This window comes from Bradyrhizobium sp. 14AA (assembly GCF_054185205.1).
This window is the reverse complement of record NZ_JAVAYM010000025.1, coordinates 21987-38856: the sequence shown is the minus strand read 5'-3', so window position 1 is coordinate 38856 and position 16870 is coordinate 21987. Positions and strand designations below refer to the sequence as shown.

Genomic DNA, 16870 nt, shown 5'->3' with positions numbered 1-16870 from the left:
CCGGCATCCGATCAACTCCAGGCCCGTGCGACCGAACAGGTGCCGGCTGCGCGCCAAAGCGGCGTGCAGCCGGCGGCTTGCGGTTCAGATCGTGATGACGCCGTTGTGGTTTCCGTCAATCCCGACTGAGAAACTGCTGGAAGCCGTATCCCCGTCGGCATCGGCGATCTGAACGGTGAAGTCGAGCTTCTCGTCGGGTGCCGGCTGCGACTGAACCAGGCTGAACCCGCCGATATCGAAGGTGTTGTTGTCGTTGCCAGTGATGCCATCATGGGCGCTGATGTTTTCGATCAGCACGCGGTTGTGGGCTCCATCCGTGGTCCACTGCACCTTGTCGCCGGTGCTGAGGCCAGTGATGATCAGATTGCCGTCGGCGTCGACCGTGGCAACCGGAGTAAATGTCGTGTTGCCCGATTTGACGACGAAGTTGGTCAACGTGGACGACGTGATGTTGACGTGCGTGTCGTTGGTGAGACCATCGACGAACCCCGTCCCCGGCTCGTAGGCGGTGCTGTAGGCCGTGATCTTGACGCTGACGGGTCCGACGCCCGGGTTCGTCTGGTTGACGGTAAAGGACGCCGATGTCGCATTGAACAGGGCCTGGAAGTCGATGTTGGCTTCGACATCGGCCTCGTTCTGGTCCAGATTCGGCACGAGGAAGTTCGTGTTCGCGCCCGTCACGTAGGTGATGTACGCACCCTCAGTGGGGTAATTGGCGCTGTCATTGAGCTGGTTGCCGTTGACACCGAACGACGTGGTGCTGCCGGCCTGGCTGATATTGAGCACGTCCTTGGTCGTGATATTGCCGCCCAGCGACTGGTTCAGCGGATTCTCCCCGATCACCACGATCTGGGTCGAGGTCGGATCGCCGAAGGTCATGAAGAGATTGCTGCCGGAGGGCGCCCCCGCAAAGCTGAAGCTGATCTCCGCCGGCGGGGGATTCTGCAGGACATCGAAGGTGTAGTTGCCGCCGGACACCGTCAGCTTGAAGAAGTCGATGTCGCCTGCGTTGTGTGTGCCGCTGCCATCGACGTCCTTGTAGTAGGTTGCGACAGTATTGCTGTTCGTGAGGTCCCGGAGCAGCGTTGTCTGCGAGACCGTGCCATCCAGGATCGTCAGGCTCGCCGGCGAGCTGGTGATGCTGTATGTCGCCGGGTCATCCGCGCCGACCACTGCGTTGAGCGTTTTGGTTACGGTGGCGCCGGCGGCGAAGTCCACCTGCCCATCGGCGATGGGCCCGATGGTCGGCCCATCGTCCTGGAACTGCACGGCATCGCCGATGCCGGTCGAACTCGTCGCGGTGTCGCCGTCGCCGTCGGTGACTGTCACTACCGCCAGCAGCGCGGCTTCGGTGATGTTAATCGCCTCATCGTAGCTGGAACCGCCTGTCGGGTGCTTCAGCGAGGCGTATTGCGCCACGCTGACGACACCGCTGGTGCTGTCGATCGCCACCGCGAAGGCCGCGGCCCCGGCGGCACTACCGATGCGGCCGACCACGAGGTTGCCTTCCTTGAACAGGAAGATGCTTGTGCCGTTGGTGGCGTCGAGGCCGGAATCCACGCCTGCGGAGGACACCGCCAGCGAGAACACCGTCGTCGCGCCCTCGTTATCGGCGCCCGCAGAGCTGCCGGTCGCGCTCACGACTGGGGTGGCATCCTGTGCGTAGCCGGGGCTGAGATCGGTGCTTTTATTGGTGACGCCAGTGAACAAGGCGACAACACCTGCCGCGGTTGTGTCGTCGGCATCCGCGTCGACACCTGCAGTTTCGTCATGCGCCACCGTCGCGGCGCCCTGGACGATCGCTGCCGTCGGCCCGTCGTCCTGGAACTGCACGGCATCGCCAATGCCGGTCGAGCTCGTCGCCGTGTCTCCGTCGCCGTCGGTCACCGTCACCACCGCCAGCAGCGCGCCGTCGGTGATCGACACCGAATCGTCAGGATTCGTCGTAATCGGATGCTTCAGTGAGGCGTATTGCGCCACGCTGACGACGCCGCTCGTGCTATTGATCGCCACCGCGAAGGCCGCCGCCCCGGCGGCACTGCCGATGCGGCCGACCACCAGACTGCCTTCCTTGAACAGGAAGATGCTGGTGCCGGCCGTCGTGTCGAGGCCGGAATCCACCCCTGCGGCAGAGACATCCAGCGAGAACGCCGTCGTCCCGCCGAACGAATCGGTACCGAACGAGCTCGCGGTCGAGCTCACGACAGCGTTCGGGTCCTGCGCATAACCGATCGGGCTGAGGTCGGTGCTGACATTGCTGACGCCAGCAAACAGCGCGACCACGCCTGCCGCGGTGGTGTCATCAGCATCTGCCTGAATACCCGCAGTCTCGTCATGCGCCACCTTCGCCGTGCCCTGCGCGATTCCCGCCGTCGGCCCGTCATCCTCGAAGTGGATAGCCGTGCCGACCGTGGCGCTCGCGGCGTTGGCGCTGCTCAAGCTGAAGCCGCCGATGTCGAACGTGTTGTTGTCGTTGCCGGTAATGCCGTCGATGGCGCTGATGTTCTCGATCAGGACACGGTCATGCGTTCCGCTCGTCGTCCACTGCACCTTGTCGCCTGTGCTCAGGCCGGTGATGATCAGATTGCCGTCGTTGTCGATCGTGGCTTGCGGCGTAAATTGAGTCTTGCCTGACTTGACGACGACGTCGGTGAGCGAGAACGACGTGATGTTGACGTGCGCGTCGTTGGTGAGTCCGTCGACGAAGTTCACCCCCGGCTCCGCGGCGGTGTTGAAGGCCGAGATCTTGACGGTGACGGGGCCGACGCCCGGGTTGGTCTGGTTGACGGTGAAGGACGCGCTGGTCGCATTGAAGACGTTCTGGAAGTCGATGTTGGCTTCGACGTCGGCCTCGTTCTGGTCCAGATTGGGCACGAGGAAGTTCGTGTTCGCGCCCGTGACATAGGTGATGTACGCACCTTCACCCGGGTTGATCGCGTTGCCGTTGACGCCGAACGAGGTGGTGCTGCCGGCCTGGCTGATATTGAGCACGTCCTTGGTCGAGATGTTTCCGCCCTGGGACTGGTTTAACGGATCCTTGCCGATCACCACGATCTGGGTCGAGGTAGGATCTCCGAAGGTCATGAAGAGATTGCTGCCGGAGGGCGCCCCGGCGAAGCCGAAATTGATCACCTCGCTGACCGCGACCTTGAGATGGGTGCCCAGGTCGATGGAGTCATCGGGATTGGTGCCATCCGGATGCTCCAGGGCCTCGTACTGAACGCTCCAGATCTTGGCGCCGGTCGCGGTCTGCTCGAGATAGACCGCGAAGGCGATGACACCCGCAGCCGTCTTGCCGACCACGATGTTGTCGTTCAGGGGGTCCGCCCAGAGGAAGACCTCCTCGCCGTCGTTGGTGAAGAGACCGCTCGTGTCGCCGTCGAGCGCGCCGCCACCCGAATCGGTAAAGGCGAGGTTGCCGACCGAGCCCGTGACGCCACTGATGGTGATGACGTCGCCGTTGCTGACCGCGTGATTGATCTCCGTGGCCGGAGCGTTCAGTGCCGCCAGCCGGGTCGAAAACTCGCTCGGGAGCGCCGTATTGGTATCGTCATTCTGCAGGCCAGCGGTTTCGTCGAGAATAACGGTTTTGCCGGTAAGGGTGACTGAAAGTGCCATGGGAAGCCTCCTCCAGGAGAATCAATGGTGAACTCGCACGTCAGAAATTCCATGAGCCGACCCTTCGGCACTCCACCGCGTTTTGCCACGAGGAGCCGTCGGCTCGTTGAGAACGGTAGGCCAAAGGAAATGGGGCGGAGCGAAGCTTGGGTCTACTTCGCGTTCGCCCTTGCTACCCTGCTTGAATGATCGGGCGGGGAGAGAAGCAACGGAAAAAGAATAATCAGACACTTTTGCATGCTATGCTCCATCGATCTGCTGCAAGCAGCTGCGAACGCCAGTGGAGTAGCAAGCGAGAGGTTGCCGCTGAAATCGCGACATCAACGCATATGACATCAACGCATATGAAGTGACCCTGCTCGCGTGATCAAACGTAAAATCGGCAATCATTGACGCGTGGCGCTCTCGGAAGACATGCGAGGCAAGACCACGCCTTGAAGTTCCCTAGTTAGACGGCAAGAAAGTTCCCGGTAAATGGGTGAAAAAGCAGTACCAATTTCGGGGTAAGACACTTCGCCACACGCTGGCGGCGCTTCGCTGGCAATCCACCCTCAATCCTCTACCCGAAACAGCCGCCACCGCTCCGGCACGCCCTGAGCTGATGGATGCACGATTGGAGACTGCGTCATCAACCCCTTCACCGCGCTCATTCGCGACTTCGAATATTGGTGAATTGAGTGCGCCGTCACTCCGATAGCGAATTCCTCGTCGCGCGAAGAATATCATTCGACAGCTTGGGATCGTTCACGGCCCGGGCGAGCACGAGGGCGCCGATGAGGGTGGCGGTGGCCGCGAGCGCCTTGTCCTCACGCTGCCGTGGCTTCAGCGCGGAGGCCATTCGGCTGCTCAGCAAGCCGATCATGCCCCGCACGCCGGCCGTGAAACGCTCCCTCACGCCGCTGCTTTGGCGTGACACTTCACAAGCCAGGGCCGAAAAAGGGCAGCCGCTTGCCGGATCGTCGCGATGGGCCGGCGAGAGATATTCGGAAACGTAATCGTCGAGCGCAAACGCCTCGGGCAATTCCTGCCCTTTGGCGCTGATCGCATAGGCCATCGCTTCCTCGACCAGCCGCTCCTTGGAGCCGAACTGACTGTACAGGCTGCCGTGCGTCATCCCGGCCGCCTCGGCGAGAGCGTCGACACCCACGCCGGCGATGCCGCGCTCGCGCATCAGGCGGGAGGCGGCCTGAAGAATGCGCTCGCGGTTTTTGGCGGCCTGTTCCTTTGAGACGCGCATGGGACCGATCCTTGGGCACGAGGCTTGACAATTATAATTACGATCGTCATGTATATCAATAATTACGACCGTAATCAAAAAGATATTCAGCCCGGTGGGGCCGTCGGAGAGGCTTATGAACAGGATTGAGCGGAAGGTCGCGCTGGTGACCGGCGCCTCGTCAGGCATCGGACAGGCCACGGCGGAACGGCTCGCGAACGCCGGCTACAGCGTGTTCGGCACCAGCAGGCGCGGCGCGCAGGCCGGCAAGCATCCGTTCGAGATGCTGTCCCTCGACGTGACCAGCGATGCATCGGTGGAAGCAGCCGTCAGCGAAGTGATACGGCGCGAGGGCCGCATCGACCTGCTCGTGAACAACGCCGGCTTCGGCGTTGCTCCCGCGGGAGCCGAAGAGAGTTCGATGGATCAGGCACGCGCGATCTTCGACACGAACTTCTTCGGGCTGATCCGGATGACGCGGGCCGTCGTGCCGCACATGCGACGCCAGGGGAGCGGCCACATCATCAACATCGGCTCCGTGCTCGGCTTTCTGCCGATGCCCTACGGCGCGCTCTATGCCGCAACCAAGCACGCGGTGGCCGGCTATTCGGAATCGCTCGACCATGAACTGCGCACGAGAGGCATCCGGGTCTCGGTGATCGAGCCCGCGTACACCAAGACGCCGTTCGACGCGAACTTCCTGGAGCCCGATGCCAAGCTCGATGACTATCGCGAGGCGCGCGCGGGCGTGACCAAGAGAGTGAACGAGGTGATGGCAACGGCCGAACAGCCGGCCGTCGTGGCCGAGACCGTGCTGAAGGCGGCGAGCGCGGCGCGGCCGCAACTCCGGTACGCAGCCGGCAGCCTCGCGAAGCGCCTGCGATTTTTACGGCGATTTGCGCCGGCCGTCCTGGTGGATGCCGGCATTCGAAAGGACCTGCGGCTCGATGCGCCGGCGGCATCGCGAACCAACCGCACTGCCCGGGCCTTCTGAGCGCAGCAACCGGCGCACGCGCGGCCTCCTGCGGCCGCGACCGCGAGAACCTTCGGACCGAGAGAAAACATGAAAGCTCTTGTCTTCAAACGTTACGGCAAGCCGGATCAGGTCGCATTGGCCGAGATCCCCCGGCCGACGCCAAAGCCGAACGAAATTCTGGTCCAGGTTCACGCCGCGGGCTTGAACCCGATCGACAACATGATTCCGAAAGGAACCTTCAAGCCGATCCTCAAGTTTCAATTGCCGGCCACGCTGGGCAGTGATCTTGCAGGAATCGTCGTCGAGGTCGGAAGCCGCGTGACCCGCTTCAAGCCGGGCGATGCCGTCTTCGCCAGCACCTTCGATCTCGGAACCGGTGCTCTCGCCGAATTCGCGCGCGTACCGGAGGATGCCGCCGCGCTCAAGCCGCCGAATCTGGACTTCGTGCAAGCGGCCTCGATCCCCATGGTCGGCCTGACATCGTGGCAGGCGTTGAAGGAGCGCATACGTCTCAAGCCCGATCAGAAAGTGTTCATCCCCGCGGGCGCCGGCGGGATCGGCACCTTTGCGATCCAGCTCGCGACATATCTCGGAGCTCGGGTGGGGACGACGACCAGCACGGGAAATGTCGATCTGGTGCGCAGCCTCGGGGCTGACGAGGTGGTCGACTACAAGACACAGCAATTCGAGGACGTGCTGCGGGACTACGACGCCGTGCTGGGCACGGTCAGGGGCGATGCGCTCGAAAAATCGCTTCGGATCCTGAAGCCGGGGAGCACGATAGCTTCGCTCATCGGCCCACCGGACGCAGCGTTCGCGCGCGCCCGGGGGATGAACTTCGTCATGGTGTTCCTGTTCGGATTGCTGAGCCGCAAGATCATTCGCAACGCCGGCAAGATCGGCGCGAAATATTCGTTCCTCTTCGTGCGTCCCGACGGCAGTCAACTCGCCGAGATCGGCGAGCTTCTCAAGGCCGAGCGCATCCGGCCGGTGATCGACAAGGTATTTCCGTTCGAACAGGCGAAGGAGGCGCTGGCGTATCTCGAAAAAGGGCGAGCCAAGGGGAAGGTCGTTGTCCAGATGAGGTAAGGGCGTTGGCGCGGGCCTTCCCGCAATCCCCTCACCCCTCCACCCGAAACAGCCGCCACCGCTCCGGTACGCCCTTGAGCTGATGCATGCCGTGATCCCTGAACACGATTGGAGACTGCGTCATCAGCTCCTTCACCGCGCTCGACACCAGCACCTCTCCCGCGCGCGCCTTGGCGGCGACGCGGGTGCCGATGTGGAAGGCGAGGCCAACCATTTCGCCCCCGCTTATCGTGTATTCGCCCGCGTGCAGCCCGACCCTGATGTCGAGGCCCAGCGTGCGCACGGCCTTCTGGATCGCGGTCGCGCAGCGGATGCCGGCAGACGGCGCCTTGAACGTCGCCAGCACGCCGTCGCCCGTCGTCACGACTTCCTTGCCCCGCGTGCTCTTCAGCTCCCTGCGCACCGCCGCGTAATAGTGGCCCATGATTTTGGTCCAGCGCGCGTCGCCGAGCTTCGCGGCTTTTGCGGTGGAGCCGACGATGTCGACGATCAGGATGGTGGCGAGCGCCTGCTTGAGCTCGGCGCTGCGCTCGGCGGATCGGCGCCGGAGCGCAATCGCCCCGGTCAGCGGCTCATAACGATGATTGCCACGCCGGGCGATCGCGGCCTTGGTGTAGTCCTGGGCGCGCTGCGCCGTGCCGCAGCGGATTGTCTTCTCCTGCGGCAGACGTGTCCAGTAGACCTTTCGCCCGTCTCCGGCGCCAAGGACCTCGACAGCACCCCATTTCAGGAACACCGCCGAGCCAACGCGCCTGACACACCACGCCTTCGACGTATATCCGGATACGTTCGACTGATGGACACCGATGCGAAGAAATTTTGGCATGAACGCGCGGCCAATCGGCGGGAACGTCTGGGCGACCTGAGCAAAGCGTAGTCGGACATTTCTTCGTTGGCAACAGCGCTCGCAATCGAAGATTGGCGAGCCGCTCTCACACCGGTTTTTCAGTCCTTGCGCACGCAGCGCCAGAGCAGGTCGGAGATCTCGGCGCGGCGCTGGGCTCTCGCCTTTGGCGAAGACATGTCGAAGGCAAATTGCGCCTCGAAGGTGTGACGGTTGGCGACCGCGAAGAAGCTCAGCGCATTCAGCGTCATGTGCAGTTCCACCGGAGCGATGCCGGGCCGGATTGCGCCGCTCGCCTCGCCGCGCTCCAGCACCTTGGCAATCTGGCTGATGCTCGGCTGCGTCATCTCCTTGAGCCTGCGGCTGGTGGCCATGTGACGGCCGCGATGGATGTTCTCGATGCTGACGAGGCGGACGAAATGCGGATGGGCCTGGTGGAAATCGAAGGTGAATTCGGCGAGCCGGCGGATCGCGGCTTCCACCTCCAGCGCCTCGAGATGAAGATCCTCCTCGGCGGCGCGCATCTCGGCATAGGCCATCTCCAGCACCGCGGTGAACAGCTCCTCCTTGGAGTTGAAATAGTAGAAGATCAGCCGCTTGGTGACGTTGGCGCGGGCGGCGATGGCGTCGGTGTTGCCGCCGGACAAGCCGTTCTCGGCGAATTCCTCGAACGCGATGTCGAGGATCTCCTGCCGCGTCCGCTCGCGGTCGCGCCGCTTGACCGGCGCCCGCTTCACCGCCCGCGCGGGCTGCCTCTTCACACCTGCCATCTCGCAGTTCGATCCTTCGCTTCGGCGCCCCGGCGCTTCGCCGCCCATCCATAGCGCAATCGGACGGGCTTGACACCAATTATCCCATCGATTAATTAGCAATTAACCTACGGATTAATTATACGGGAGGAGACAGATGCGTTCGACCGTCGCCCGCCGCACCGCCTCCTGTCCGCAGAGACTGCCGCGGCTGGGCCTGAACCAACGCAATGCATGACATGACGAAAATCAGGATTGGCGTGATCGGCGCGGGATTGATCGGCCGCAAGCATCTGCGCAAGCTCGCCGAGCACGGCGATTACGAGCTCGTCGGCATTGCCGACGTCAATGCCGAGCAGGTCGCGGCCGAGCAGCCCGGCGCGCGCGTCTTTGGCGATTACCGACAGCTGCTCGATGAGGCGCGGCCCGAGGCCGTGATCATCGCCTCGCCCAATCAGCTGCATGCCGAGAACGGCATCGCCTGCGCGCGGGCCGGCATCCACATCCTGATCGAGAAGCCGGTGACCGATACGCTTCAAACCGCCACTGAGCTCATCGCGGAGGTCCGCAAGGCCGGCATCCGCTCGCTGGTGGGGCATCACCGCCGCCATCACAGGCAGGTGAAGACGCTGAGGGCGCTGCTCGGCGAAGGCTGCATCGGCGATGTCGTCGGCGTCTCCGCGATCTGGGCCGTCCACAAGCCCGCGGACTATTTCAAGGTCGCGCCCTGGCGGTCGCAGACGGGCGGCGGGCCGATCCTGATCAATCTGATCCACGAGATCGACTTCCTGCGCTTTACGCTCGGCGAGATCGTCGCCGTGGAAGCCATCGCCGCGAACCGCCAGCGCGGCTTCGCGGTGGAGGATACCGCCGTCGCGCTGCTGGCGTTCGAGAGCGGCGCGCTCGGCACGTTCTTTCTCAGCGACTGCGCGGTGTCCCCATGGACCACCGAGCAGGGCCTCGGCGAGGCGCCGGAGTTTCCGTTCAGCGGGCAGAGCAGCTACCGCCTGATGGGCCGCCGCGGCGCGATCGAGTTTCCGAGCCTCGATCAATGGACGCAGGACGGCGGCGCGCAGGACTGGAACAAGCCGATCCAGGTTCAGGCCAACCATACCGCTTCGATCGATCCTTACGTCGCACAGCTCGATCATTTCCGCGATGTGGTCCGCGGCGTGACGCCGTCGCTGCAACCGGTCGAGGACGGCGCGCGAAGCCTGCTGGTGACGCTCGCCATCGCCGAGGCCGCGACAACGGGTCGGCGCATCGATCTGCGCGAACGTTACGCAGCGCTCGGGCAAGGCGCTCAGCGGACGACGTAGAGAAGAGCTTTCGCCGCGGCCGGCTCTACATGGAGCCGAAAGTGAAAAAAGCCCGGCCTCTGGCGAGACCGGGCTGAGTCGACTGGAACGGGTCGTAGAGGTCAGTCGAACCTGTACATGACGGCCGCGCGGACCGTATGCGTGTCGAGCGTGAACACCTCGTTGTTGAACGTGGGCGGTCCGACACGACCGGAGGTGTTGCCGAAATTGTCGTAGAGATATTCACCGCGAACGATCACGTTGGGCGTCACCTTGAAGTCGATGCCGCCGCCAACAGTGAAGCCGACGCGCGTGGCGCTGTTGCTGTAGCCGGAATAGATGCCGCCATTGAACGCGGTGGGTGTGATGAAATTCAGATTGTCGCGCAGGCCGGCAATCGCGGCACCGCCGGCAACGAAGGGCAGCCAATTGCCGAACGAGTAACCCAGGCGAGCACGCGCATGGGCCGTCCAGTCGATCTTGTTGTCGACGGACGCGATGTTGGTCGCCAATCCGTTGAACGGCGTGCCGATGGCTTTCGAGCCGGTCACGTCCGCCCAGTTGCCGTCGAATTCGACACCAAGGACGGTGTTGCGGACCTGGATGTTGGCACCGACGATGCCGCCGGCGGTCCAGCCCGACGTGTTGTAGGCGCCCGGGCGATAAGGAGAGGTCTCGTCGGAGGACCACTCATTGGTGCCCCACACGCCGCCGGCCGAGAGGCCGAGATACACGCCGGTCCAATCGGTGATCGGCGCAGCGACGGGAGCCTTGGTATAATGCGCCGCGAGGTCTGCCGCCGACGCCGCGGTGGTCAGGGCGGTGGTGGCGATCAATGCGACAACGAATTTCTTCATAGTTCGATTTCCCAGCAGTTCGATTAAAACGACGATCGACTCATACTTGCCGATCACCGATCTGGCTGTAGTCCGAACGACACATAGGAAATTGCTAAGCATGCGCTCAGCGCCACCTGAAGGTATGACGCGACGCGAAGAGCAAATGAACTGCAGATGGCATCTGCTTCCGAACGACGCGCGTTGCCGGCAATTTTCCGGCAGCGGCTCGACCGACATCTTGCTGGGCTTTTTACGCCATCCGCCGCGACAGGAGAACGCTGCGATGGAAGCTGCGCCCCTCAGCCGTGAAACGCGAACAGCTCGATCGAATCGCTGAAGCCGCGCACCTGATGCTCGCCGACACGCTCCAGCTCGAACTGCTTCTCCACCAGCTCGGCGAAATCGCGCGACAGCAGCACCGTCTTGCCGAGCTGCTTGGTGAGGGCTTCGAGACGGGAGGCCATGTTGACGGCGGGGCCGATGACCGTGAAGTCGAGCCGGCTGGCCGAACCGATATTGCCGTACATGACATCGCCGACATGGACGCCGATGCCGTAGTTCAGCGGCGCGCGGCCGGTGCCGTTGTTCCGCTCGTTCAGGGCGGCCATGGCCTGACGGGCCTCGGTCACGGCATGCAGCAGGTTTGCGCAGGCATTGGGCTCTTGAAGCGGGAAGATGGCGAGCAGTCCGTCGCCGATGAATTTCAGGATCTCGCCGCCGTGCCGCGCGATCGGCTCCGACATCGCATCGAAATAGTCGTTGAGCAGGTCGATGACGTCGTCGCGCGGCCAGTTGTCGGAGATCTTCGTGAAATCGCGCAAATCGCAGATCATGATCGCGGCGCGCACCGTCGTGCCGCTGCCGCGCCTCGTTGCGCCGGCGAGGATCAGCTGGCCGGCATGCGCGCCGACATAGGTCTCGAGCAGCGTTCGCGCGAGGCGGTTCTTGATGCGTATCTCGCTGACCAGCGCCAGCACCGGCAGCAATTTCTTGAGCGCGGCGATATGCACCCCGTCGAAGCCGCCGGGCCGGTCGGTCGCGAAGGTGACGATGTGCCGCTTGCCGAGCGTGTGGTAGAGCGGCCAGGCCACGTAGTCGGTCAGGCCCATCTCGCGCATCTCGTCATAGAAGACGTGCTTGCGGCCAAGCGAAGGGTCGCGTTCGAGATTCTCGCGCACCTCGCTGGCGCCGTCCTGCATTTCGTTGGCCGGACTGCCTATATATTCGGGGCGCTGCCTCACATCGAAGTCGACCCGCGTAATCTCCGCCTCACGCACGCCGTCGGACCACAGGATGCGGGCCCCCAGCCATTGCGGGTGCTGGATCAGGACATGGAGCGTGGACCGCTTGAGCGGAATGCCGGCTTGCTGGATGCGGACGCACATCTCGGCGAAGATGTTGTCGATGAAGCGCTCGTCGCGCGTGCCGTTGGTCAGCCAGTCGACGACGCCGTCGGACATCGTGACGGGGGCGTGGGTATCGTGCGGCGCGTTCATATCCTGCCCTTCGCGGCGGTCTGCATGAGGGCAGATATCGTGCTCCGGCCCGGCGACGTCAACCTAGCCAGTTGCATGGATTGTGCGCAGCGCGCCTGCCGAGGCAGTCGCCGCCTAGCCAGTAAGCCGGATCGACCCCAGCACCGCCAGACCCGAAACGAGCGCGAGCTGCAATTTCGCGGTGAGCTCGACCTTCAGCGTGCCGTCGTTGGGAATCGCAAAATCCTCGCCATCGAGACGGATACGGCAATCGCCGCGAGCCGCGTAAACCAGATGCGTGCCGGCAAACAGCGATCGGTCGCCGGGTTCCCTGAGCGCTTCGAGCTCGATCTCGACCGCACCGCGCCGTGCCATCAGGTTGACGACCTCGACCGGACCGGCGTGAAGTTCCGTCACGATCTCGAGCTCGCCGGTGAAGCGGACGGTCGTAAAAGGTTCACGCTCGTCGAACTCCTGCCCCGGCGCCTTCAGCACCAGCCCGCGCCCGCCCACGACCATCTGCAAGCGGTCGATGCCGGGCATGTAGGAGAACGGACCGGGCGCCACGATCGGCGTCGAGGCGAAGCGCCACAGCAGGCTGTCCCAGTCCTTTGCCTCGGCATCAGCGCGATGGGCACCGGCAATATCGGTGAAGACGCCGCCGCCGTTCTTCCAGGGCGAGCGGGCATAGTCCTCGGATCTGAGCAGCGTGGTTTTCATGGGTTGGGACTATCCGGGAAAGGCATGTGTGCGGATGCGTTAGCACGTCATCGTAGCCCGGATGGAGCGCAACGCAATCCGGGTCAAGTGCGTGCTTGCTCCAATAACGGTGTCGTCCTGGCAAAAGCCAGGACGACGTGGGAGATCGTAGCCCGCATGAGCGAAGCGATATCCGGGCCACGGCACAGGCGAACGACGCGCGGCGCGCCTTACATCCCGCTCAGGCCGCTATCCACCGCAAGCGTCTGTGCCGTGACGTAGACGCTCTCCTCCGACAGGAAGAACAGCACGGCATAGGCGATCTCCCAGGCCGTGGCCTGGCGGCCGAACGGGACGTGGCCCTTGCCGCGCGAAGGGCGGCCGGCGCCGGCTTCGCGGCCGTTGGGGGTGTCGACCAGGCCGGGATAGACGAGGTTGGCGCGGATGCCGCGGCGCGATCCGAGATGGGCGATGTTGCGCATGAGGCCGCCGAGCGCGGCCTTGGAGGAATCATACACGGCCATCTGCGAACCGGCTTTCAGCGCCGCGATCGAGGAGATGAAGACGATGGACCCGCCATCGTCGAATTTCGGCACGGCGGCGCGGCAGCACAGCATCGGACCACGGACGTTGACGTCGTAGATCGCATTCCACTCCGCAGGGCTGACGGCATCGAGCCCGACCTTGCCGAAGGTGCCGATGTTCAGCACCATGCCGTCGAGCCCGCCCATGACGCGGTGCGCCTCCTCGATCATGCGCTGAACGTCGGCCTCCGACGTGACGTCGGCGGCGATGGCAAAGGCCTCACCACCCTCGTCGGTGATGTGCTTGACGGTTTGCTCAGCCGAGGTACGGTTGAGATCGGCCACCGCGACCTTGGCACCTTCCCGCGCGCACAAGATGCTCATGGCGCGGCCGTTGCCGATCGGATCGGTGGCCGCATCGAACACGCGCTGGCCGCCGCCGACGATCAGGATGCGGCGCCCCTTCAGGCGCCCCCTGCCCGGCGCTTCGCCCAACGACTCCGCGCTCGGTGGACGGACGTAGCGCTCCGGCTTGCTCTCGGTCTCCGTCATCTCAGCCGCCTACTTCTTGCCGCCGTCATAGACTTTCATGCCGGCCGCCGGATCGAGATCGGTCTCGGTCGCCTCGGTGAGGCGCGCCATCATCATATAGAAGCCGAGCGCAACGATGGATTCGACGATCTCCTGGTCGCTGAAGTGCGCGCGAGCAGCAGCGAAGGTGGCTTCGGGCACGCGGACGTTCTCGACGACCTCGCGCCCGAACTTCAGCAAGGCGCGCTCGGCCTCATTCAGCGCGGCAGCATCGTAGTCGCCGCGCTCGACCGCATCGATCTGCGTTTGCGTGCAGCCGACGCCGAGTGCGATCGGCACGTGCTGGCGCCACTCATAGGCGCCGCCTTCGAGCTGGGCGGCCTGGAGGATCAGCAGCTCGCGGTTGACGGCCGAGAGCTTCTGCTTGTGCAGGATCGAATTGCCGAGCCGCATCGCCGGGATCATGTTGGCCTCGGCATGGGCCATCATGCGAAAGATGTTGAGCTTGACCGGCATGCGGTCGAACGAGGCGCGAATGTCGCCGCTCGCCGTCTCCGGATCAATCAGGGGCAGCCTTGCCACGCGTTTCTCCCTTGGCTTTTCGTTTCTTGTTGCCGGCAGCTCCGCCATCCGCCGCGATCAGCGACAGGAAGAAGGCGAGATAGCGGTCGATCGCCTCGATCACCTTCGATCGCGACGAAGGCACCGCGCCCATCACGTAATGCTCGAGGCGGATGTAGATGAGGCCGGCGGCGAACAGCCGCGCGGTCTCGCGCGCATCGGGCGTCGAGACGAGGCCGGCGAGCGCGAAGCCGCGAAAGTAATCCGTCATCATGCGCTGCTCGCGCGCGTAAAAATGATCGGCGAATTTGGCGCGGATGCCGGGCACGCGGTTGCGCTCGGCGGTGATCACCTTCTGGAACTGATGCTCGCGCGGGTCGGACCATTGCTCGACGAGATCGAGCGCGAACTGGCGGCAGAACGCGGCGGGCTGGCGCGCGAGCTGCCTGTAGCGCGGCTCTTCCAGCCGGCTCGCCGAGCTCGCCGGACCGTGCTCGCTCACGATCGCTTCCAGGATCGCGGCCTTGCCGGAGAAGTGGTTGTAAAGGCTGCTCTCGCGAATGCCGACGCGGCGCGCCAGCTCGCGCATCGAGGCGCCGCCATAGCCGCTCTGCGCGAACAGATCGAGCGCCTCGTTCAGGATGCGCTCGCGGGTCGTGGGCGCAGCGGCTTCCGCCGCGCTGGAGGTTTGGACAGCCATCATGGTTGACTAACGAACGATCGTTCGCTAGTCAACCGGACGAACGATCGTTCGTTTTGCTTGGCGATCGTTCGCCTTTGCAAGGGCAGGCCGCATTCAACTCCGCTCCTCAAGAAGCGGAGAGCAATTTGGGGGACAACGCCATGGCGCACTTCGCTCGCCTTTTGCCCACGCGGCAAACCATCATGAAGCTGCGCATCGTCACATTGTCACTGCTCTCGTTGTCCGCGGCGCTGCCGGCGCGCGCCGAAGATCCCGCCGCCTACCCCACACACAAGATCCGCATGCTGCTGCCCTACGCGGCCGGCGGTGGCGGAGACGTGGTCGGCCGGCTGCTCGCCGACAAAATGGGCAAGACGCTCGGGCAGAGCATCTATATCGAGAACCACACGGGCGCAGCCGGCACGCTCGGCACCCAGATGGTCGCGACGTCGGCGAATGACGGTTACACCATCACCGTCGGCGGCATGACCACCCATGTGCTCGCGCCGGCAATCTATCCAAAGCTGCCCTACGATTCGATCAAGGATTTCACGACGATCGGGCGCATCGGGACGTCCTCGATCATGCTGGTGGCAACCAGGGACTTTGCCGCCAATGACATCAAGGGCCTGATTGCGCTGGCCAAGAAGGGCGAGCCGATCCAGTACGGAAGCTGGGGCGTCGGTTCGACCGGGCAATTCTGCGCAGAGATTTTGATGCAGCAGACCGGCATCAAGATGGAGCACGTGCCGTTCAACGGCATCGCCAAACTGGCCGGCGATCTGCTCGGCGGCCACATCTCGCTGGCGACGCTGGATGTCGCGACCGCAACGCCGCTGGTCAAGGATGGCTCGATCAAGGCGCTGGCCGCCTGCGGCGAGCGCTCGCCGAGCCTGCCTGATGTCGCGAGCTACAAGGAGCAGGGCGTGCCGTTCGACCGCAGCCTGTCCTGGGCGATGTATGCCCCCGCGGGCCTCGCGCCGCCGATTGCCGCGAGGCTGTCGACGGCGCTGAAGGACGCACTCGGCGATGCCGAGGTCAAGGAGAAGCTGTTGAAGCTCGGCATCACGCCGCAATTCGTCGCCGGCGAGGAGCAGCGCGACATCAACACACGCGACATCGCGGCCTGGAAGCAGGTTGCCAAAGACGCGGGCATCGAGGTCAAGTGAACAAGGCGACCAAGGGAGCGCGGGCATGAGCCGCATCTTCGGCGCGGCGCGCCAGAACGGATATGTGGTGCGGGACATCCAGGCTGCGATGAAGCACTGGATCGAGGTGATGGGCGTCGGTCCCTGGTACTACATGGACCGCGTCCAGACCGACTGGTTCCGTCATCGCGGCCAGGACTCCGCGGTCGAGATGAGCATTGCGCTCGCCAATTCCGGCGACCTCCAGATCGAGCTGATCCAGCAGCGCAACGATGCGCCCTCGCTCTACAGGGAATTCCTCGACGCCGGCCACGAAGGCCTTCAGCACATGTCGTACTGGAGCCACGACTATCAGGCGCTCTACGACAGGGCGATCGGGCTCGGCTACAGGATCGGCCATGAGGGGCAGATCGGCGGCGACAAGGGACGCTTTGCCTATTTCGACACGCAGGCGCATCCGGGCACCGTGATCGAAATCTCCGACATCAGCGGCACCAAGGGTCCGTTCTTCGAAAGAGTTCGTCAGGCGGCTTTGAGCTGGGACGGCACGCGGCCGATCCGCGAGGTCGGCGGCGCGAGATCATAGAACCGGTACGGCGGGATTTGCGCGGTTGCTGGTGC

At 64.0% G+C, this 16870-nt stretch carries 15 protein-coding genes; 5 read left to right on the top strand and 10 right to left on the bottom strand.

All coding sequences use genetic code 11. From position 1 onward, the window contains the following. Positions 1-84 precede the first annotated feature (84 nt). Both RAD15_RS34145 and RAD15_RS34140 read right to left on the bottom strand, forming a co-directional pair. Positions 85-3618: a DUF5801 repeats-in-toxin domain-containing protein gene (locus RAD15_RS34145; RefSeq protein WP_458183011.1), complete on the bottom strand. Its 3534-nt coding sequence runs from the start codon at positions 3616-3618 to the stop codon at positions 85-87. 685 nt (positions 3619-4303) lie between these two features. Next, on the bottom strand, positions 4304-4855 hold the full coding sequence (locus RAD15_RS34140) for a TetR/AcrR family transcriptional regulator (RefSeq protein ID WP_458183010.1): 552 nt from the start codon (positions 4853-4855) through the stop codon (positions 4304-4306). A gap of 115 nt (positions 4856-4970) precedes the next feature. Here RAD15_RS34140 and RAD15_RS34135 point away from each other — a divergent pair, with 115 nt between their 5' ends. Continuing rightward, positions 4971-5828: an oxidoreductase gene (locus tag RAD15_RS34135; protein WP_458183009.1), complete on the top strand. Its 858-nt coding sequence runs from the start codon at positions 4971-4973 to the stop codon at positions 5826-5828. 69 nt (positions 5829-5897) lie between these two features. After that, on the top strand, positions 5898-6899 hold the full coding sequence (locus RAD15_RS34130) for an NADP-dependent oxidoreductase (RefSeq protein ID WP_458183008.1): 1002 nt from the start codon (positions 5898-5900) through the stop codon (positions 6897-6899). Between the two features lie 31 nt (positions 6900-6930). Here RAD15_RS34130 and RAD15_RS34125 read toward each other — a convergent pair whose 3' ends face one another. Continuing rightward, entirely contained in the window at positions 6931-7725 is a 795-nt protein-coding gene (locus RAD15_RS34125) for an adenylate/guanylate cyclase domain-containing protein (RefSeq protein WP_458183007.1), read from the bottom strand. A gap of 119 nt (positions 7726-7844) precedes the next feature. Continuing rightward, positions 7845-8513, bottom strand: coding sequence for a TetR family transcriptional regulator (locus tag RAD15_RS34120; protein ID WP_458183006.1), 669 nt, complete (start codon positions 8511-8513; stop codon positions 7845-7847). Between the two features lie 218 nt (positions 8514-8731). Between RAD15_RS34120 and RAD15_RS34115 the strand changes: the two genes are divergently transcribed. Further along, positions 8732-9811, top strand: a complete 1080-nt coding sequence (locus RAD15_RS34115) for a Gfo/Idh/MocA family protein (protein WP_458183005.1) — start codon at positions 8732-8734, stop codon at positions 9809-9811. 101 nt (positions 9812-9912) lie between these two features. Here the strand turns inward: RAD15_RS34115 and RAD15_RS34110 are convergent, their stop codons facing one another. The 6 genes from RAD15_RS34110 to RAD15_RS34085 form a co-directional block, all read right to left on the bottom strand. Further along, positions 9913-10647: an outer membrane protein gene (locus tag RAD15_RS34110; RefSeq protein WP_458183003.1), complete on the bottom strand. Its 735-nt coding sequence runs from the start codon at positions 10645-10647 to the stop codon at positions 9913-9915. 281 nt (positions 10648-10928) lie between these two features. Next, entirely contained in the window at positions 10929-12125 is a 1197-nt protein-coding gene (locus RAD15_RS34105; RefSeq protein WP_458183001.1) for an adenylate/guanylate cyclase domain-containing protein, read from the bottom strand. Between the two features lie 114 nt (positions 12126-12239). Continuing rightward, positions 12240-12824 carry a HutD/Ves family protein gene (locus tag RAD15_RS34100; protein WP_458183000.1) on the bottom strand — a complete coding sequence of 195 codons (585 nt, stop codon included), beginning with the start codon at positions 12822-12824 and terminating at the stop codon, positions 12240-12242. A gap of 209 nt (positions 12825-13033) precedes the next feature. After that, the gene (locus tag RAD15_RS34095) at positions 13034-13879 is read right to left on the bottom strand and encodes an SDR family NAD(P)-dependent oxidoreductase (protein ID WP_458182998.1); all 846 of its coding nucleotides are present in this window, start codon (positions 13877-13879) and stop codon (positions 13034-13036) included. Between the two features lie 9 nt (positions 13880-13888). Continuing rightward, positions 13889-14440 (bottom strand): carboxymuconolactone decarboxylase family protein, encoded by a 552-nt coding sequence (locus RAD15_RS34090; RefSeq protein ID WP_458182996.1) that lies wholly within the window; start codon positions 14438-14440, stop codon positions 13889-13891. Then, the gene (locus RAD15_RS34085; RefSeq protein ID WP_458183180.1) at positions 14418-15119 is read right to left on the bottom strand and encodes a TetR/AcrR family transcriptional regulator; all 702 of its coding nucleotides are present in this window, start codon (positions 15117-15119) and stop codon (positions 14418-14420) included. Before RAD15_RS34085 ends, RAD15_RS34090 begins: the two co-directional genes overlap by 23 nt. Before the next feature lie 185 nt (positions 15120-15304). Between RAD15_RS34085 and RAD15_RS34080 the strand changes: the two genes are divergently transcribed. Next, a complete protein-coding gene (locus tag RAD15_RS34080) occupies positions 15305-16270 on the top strand; it encodes a Bug family tripartite tricarboxylate transporter substrate binding protein (RefSeq protein ID WP_458183178.1) in 966 nt (321 codons plus the stop codon). 25 nt (positions 16271-16295) lie between these two features. Then, positions 16296-16835: a VOC family protein gene (locus RAD15_RS34075; protein ID WP_458182994.1), complete on the top strand. Its 540-nt coding sequence runs from the start codon at positions 16296-16298 to the stop codon at positions 16833-16835. The last annotated feature ends 35 nt before the right edge of the window (positions 16836-16870 follow it).

Bases quoted from the DNA above. Each gene is read 5' to 3' on its own strand.
- RAD15_RS34145 (WP_458183011.1), bottom strand. From the start codon at position 3,618: ATGGCACTTTCAGTCACCCTTACCGGCAAAACCGTTATTCTCGACGAA.
- RAD15_RS34140 (WP_458183010.1), bottom strand. From the start codon at position 4,855: ATGCGCGTCTCAAAGGAACAGGCCGCCAAAAACCGCGAGCGCATTCTT.
- RAD15_RS34135 (WP_458183009.1), top strand. From the start codon at position 4,971: ATGAACAGGATTGAGCGGAAGGTCGCGCTGGTGACCGGCGCCTCGTCA.
- RAD15_RS34130 (WP_458183008.1), top strand. From the start codon at position 5,898: ATGAAAGCTCTTGTCTTCAAACGTTACGGCAAGCCGGATCAGGTCGCA.
- RAD15_RS34125 (WP_458183007.1), bottom strand. From the start codon at position 7,725: ATGCCAAAATTTCTTCGCATCGGTGTCCATCAGTCGAACGTATCCGGA.
- RAD15_RS34120 (WP_458183006.1), bottom strand. From the start codon at position 8,513: ATGGCAGGTGTGAAGAGGCAGCCCGCGCGGGCGGTGAAGCGGGCGCCG.
- RAD15_RS34115 (WP_458183005.1), top strand. From the start codon at position 8,732: ATGACGAAAATCAGGATTGGCGTGATCGGCGCGGGATTGATCGGCCGC.
- RAD15_RS34110 (WP_458183003.1), bottom strand. From the start codon at position 10,647: ATGAAGAAATTCGTTGTCGCATTGATCGCCACCACCGCCCTGACCACC.
- RAD15_RS34105 (WP_458183001.1), bottom strand. From the start codon at position 12,125: ATGAACGCGCCGCACGATACCCACGCCCCCGTCACGATGTCCGACGGC.
- RAD15_RS34100 (WP_458183000.1), bottom strand. From the start codon at position 12,824: ATGAAAACCACGCTGCTCAGATCCGAGGACTATGCCCGCTCGCCCTGG.
- RAD15_RS34095 (WP_458182998.1), bottom strand. From the start codon at position 13,879: ATGACGGAGACCGAGAGCAAGCCGGAGCGCTACGTCCGTCCACCGAGC.
- RAD15_RS34085 (WP_458183180.1), bottom strand. From the start codon at position 15,119: ATGGCTGTCCAAACCTCCAGCGCGGCGGAAGCCGCTGCGCCCACGACC.
- RAD15_RS34080 (WP_458183178.1), top strand. From the start codon at position 15,305: ATGAAGCTGCGCATCGTCACATTGTCACTGCTCTCGTTGTCCGCGGCG.
- RAD15_RS34075 (WP_458182994.1), top strand. From the start codon at position 16,296: ATGAGCCGCATCTTCGGCGCGGCGCGCCAGAACGGATATGTGGTGCGG.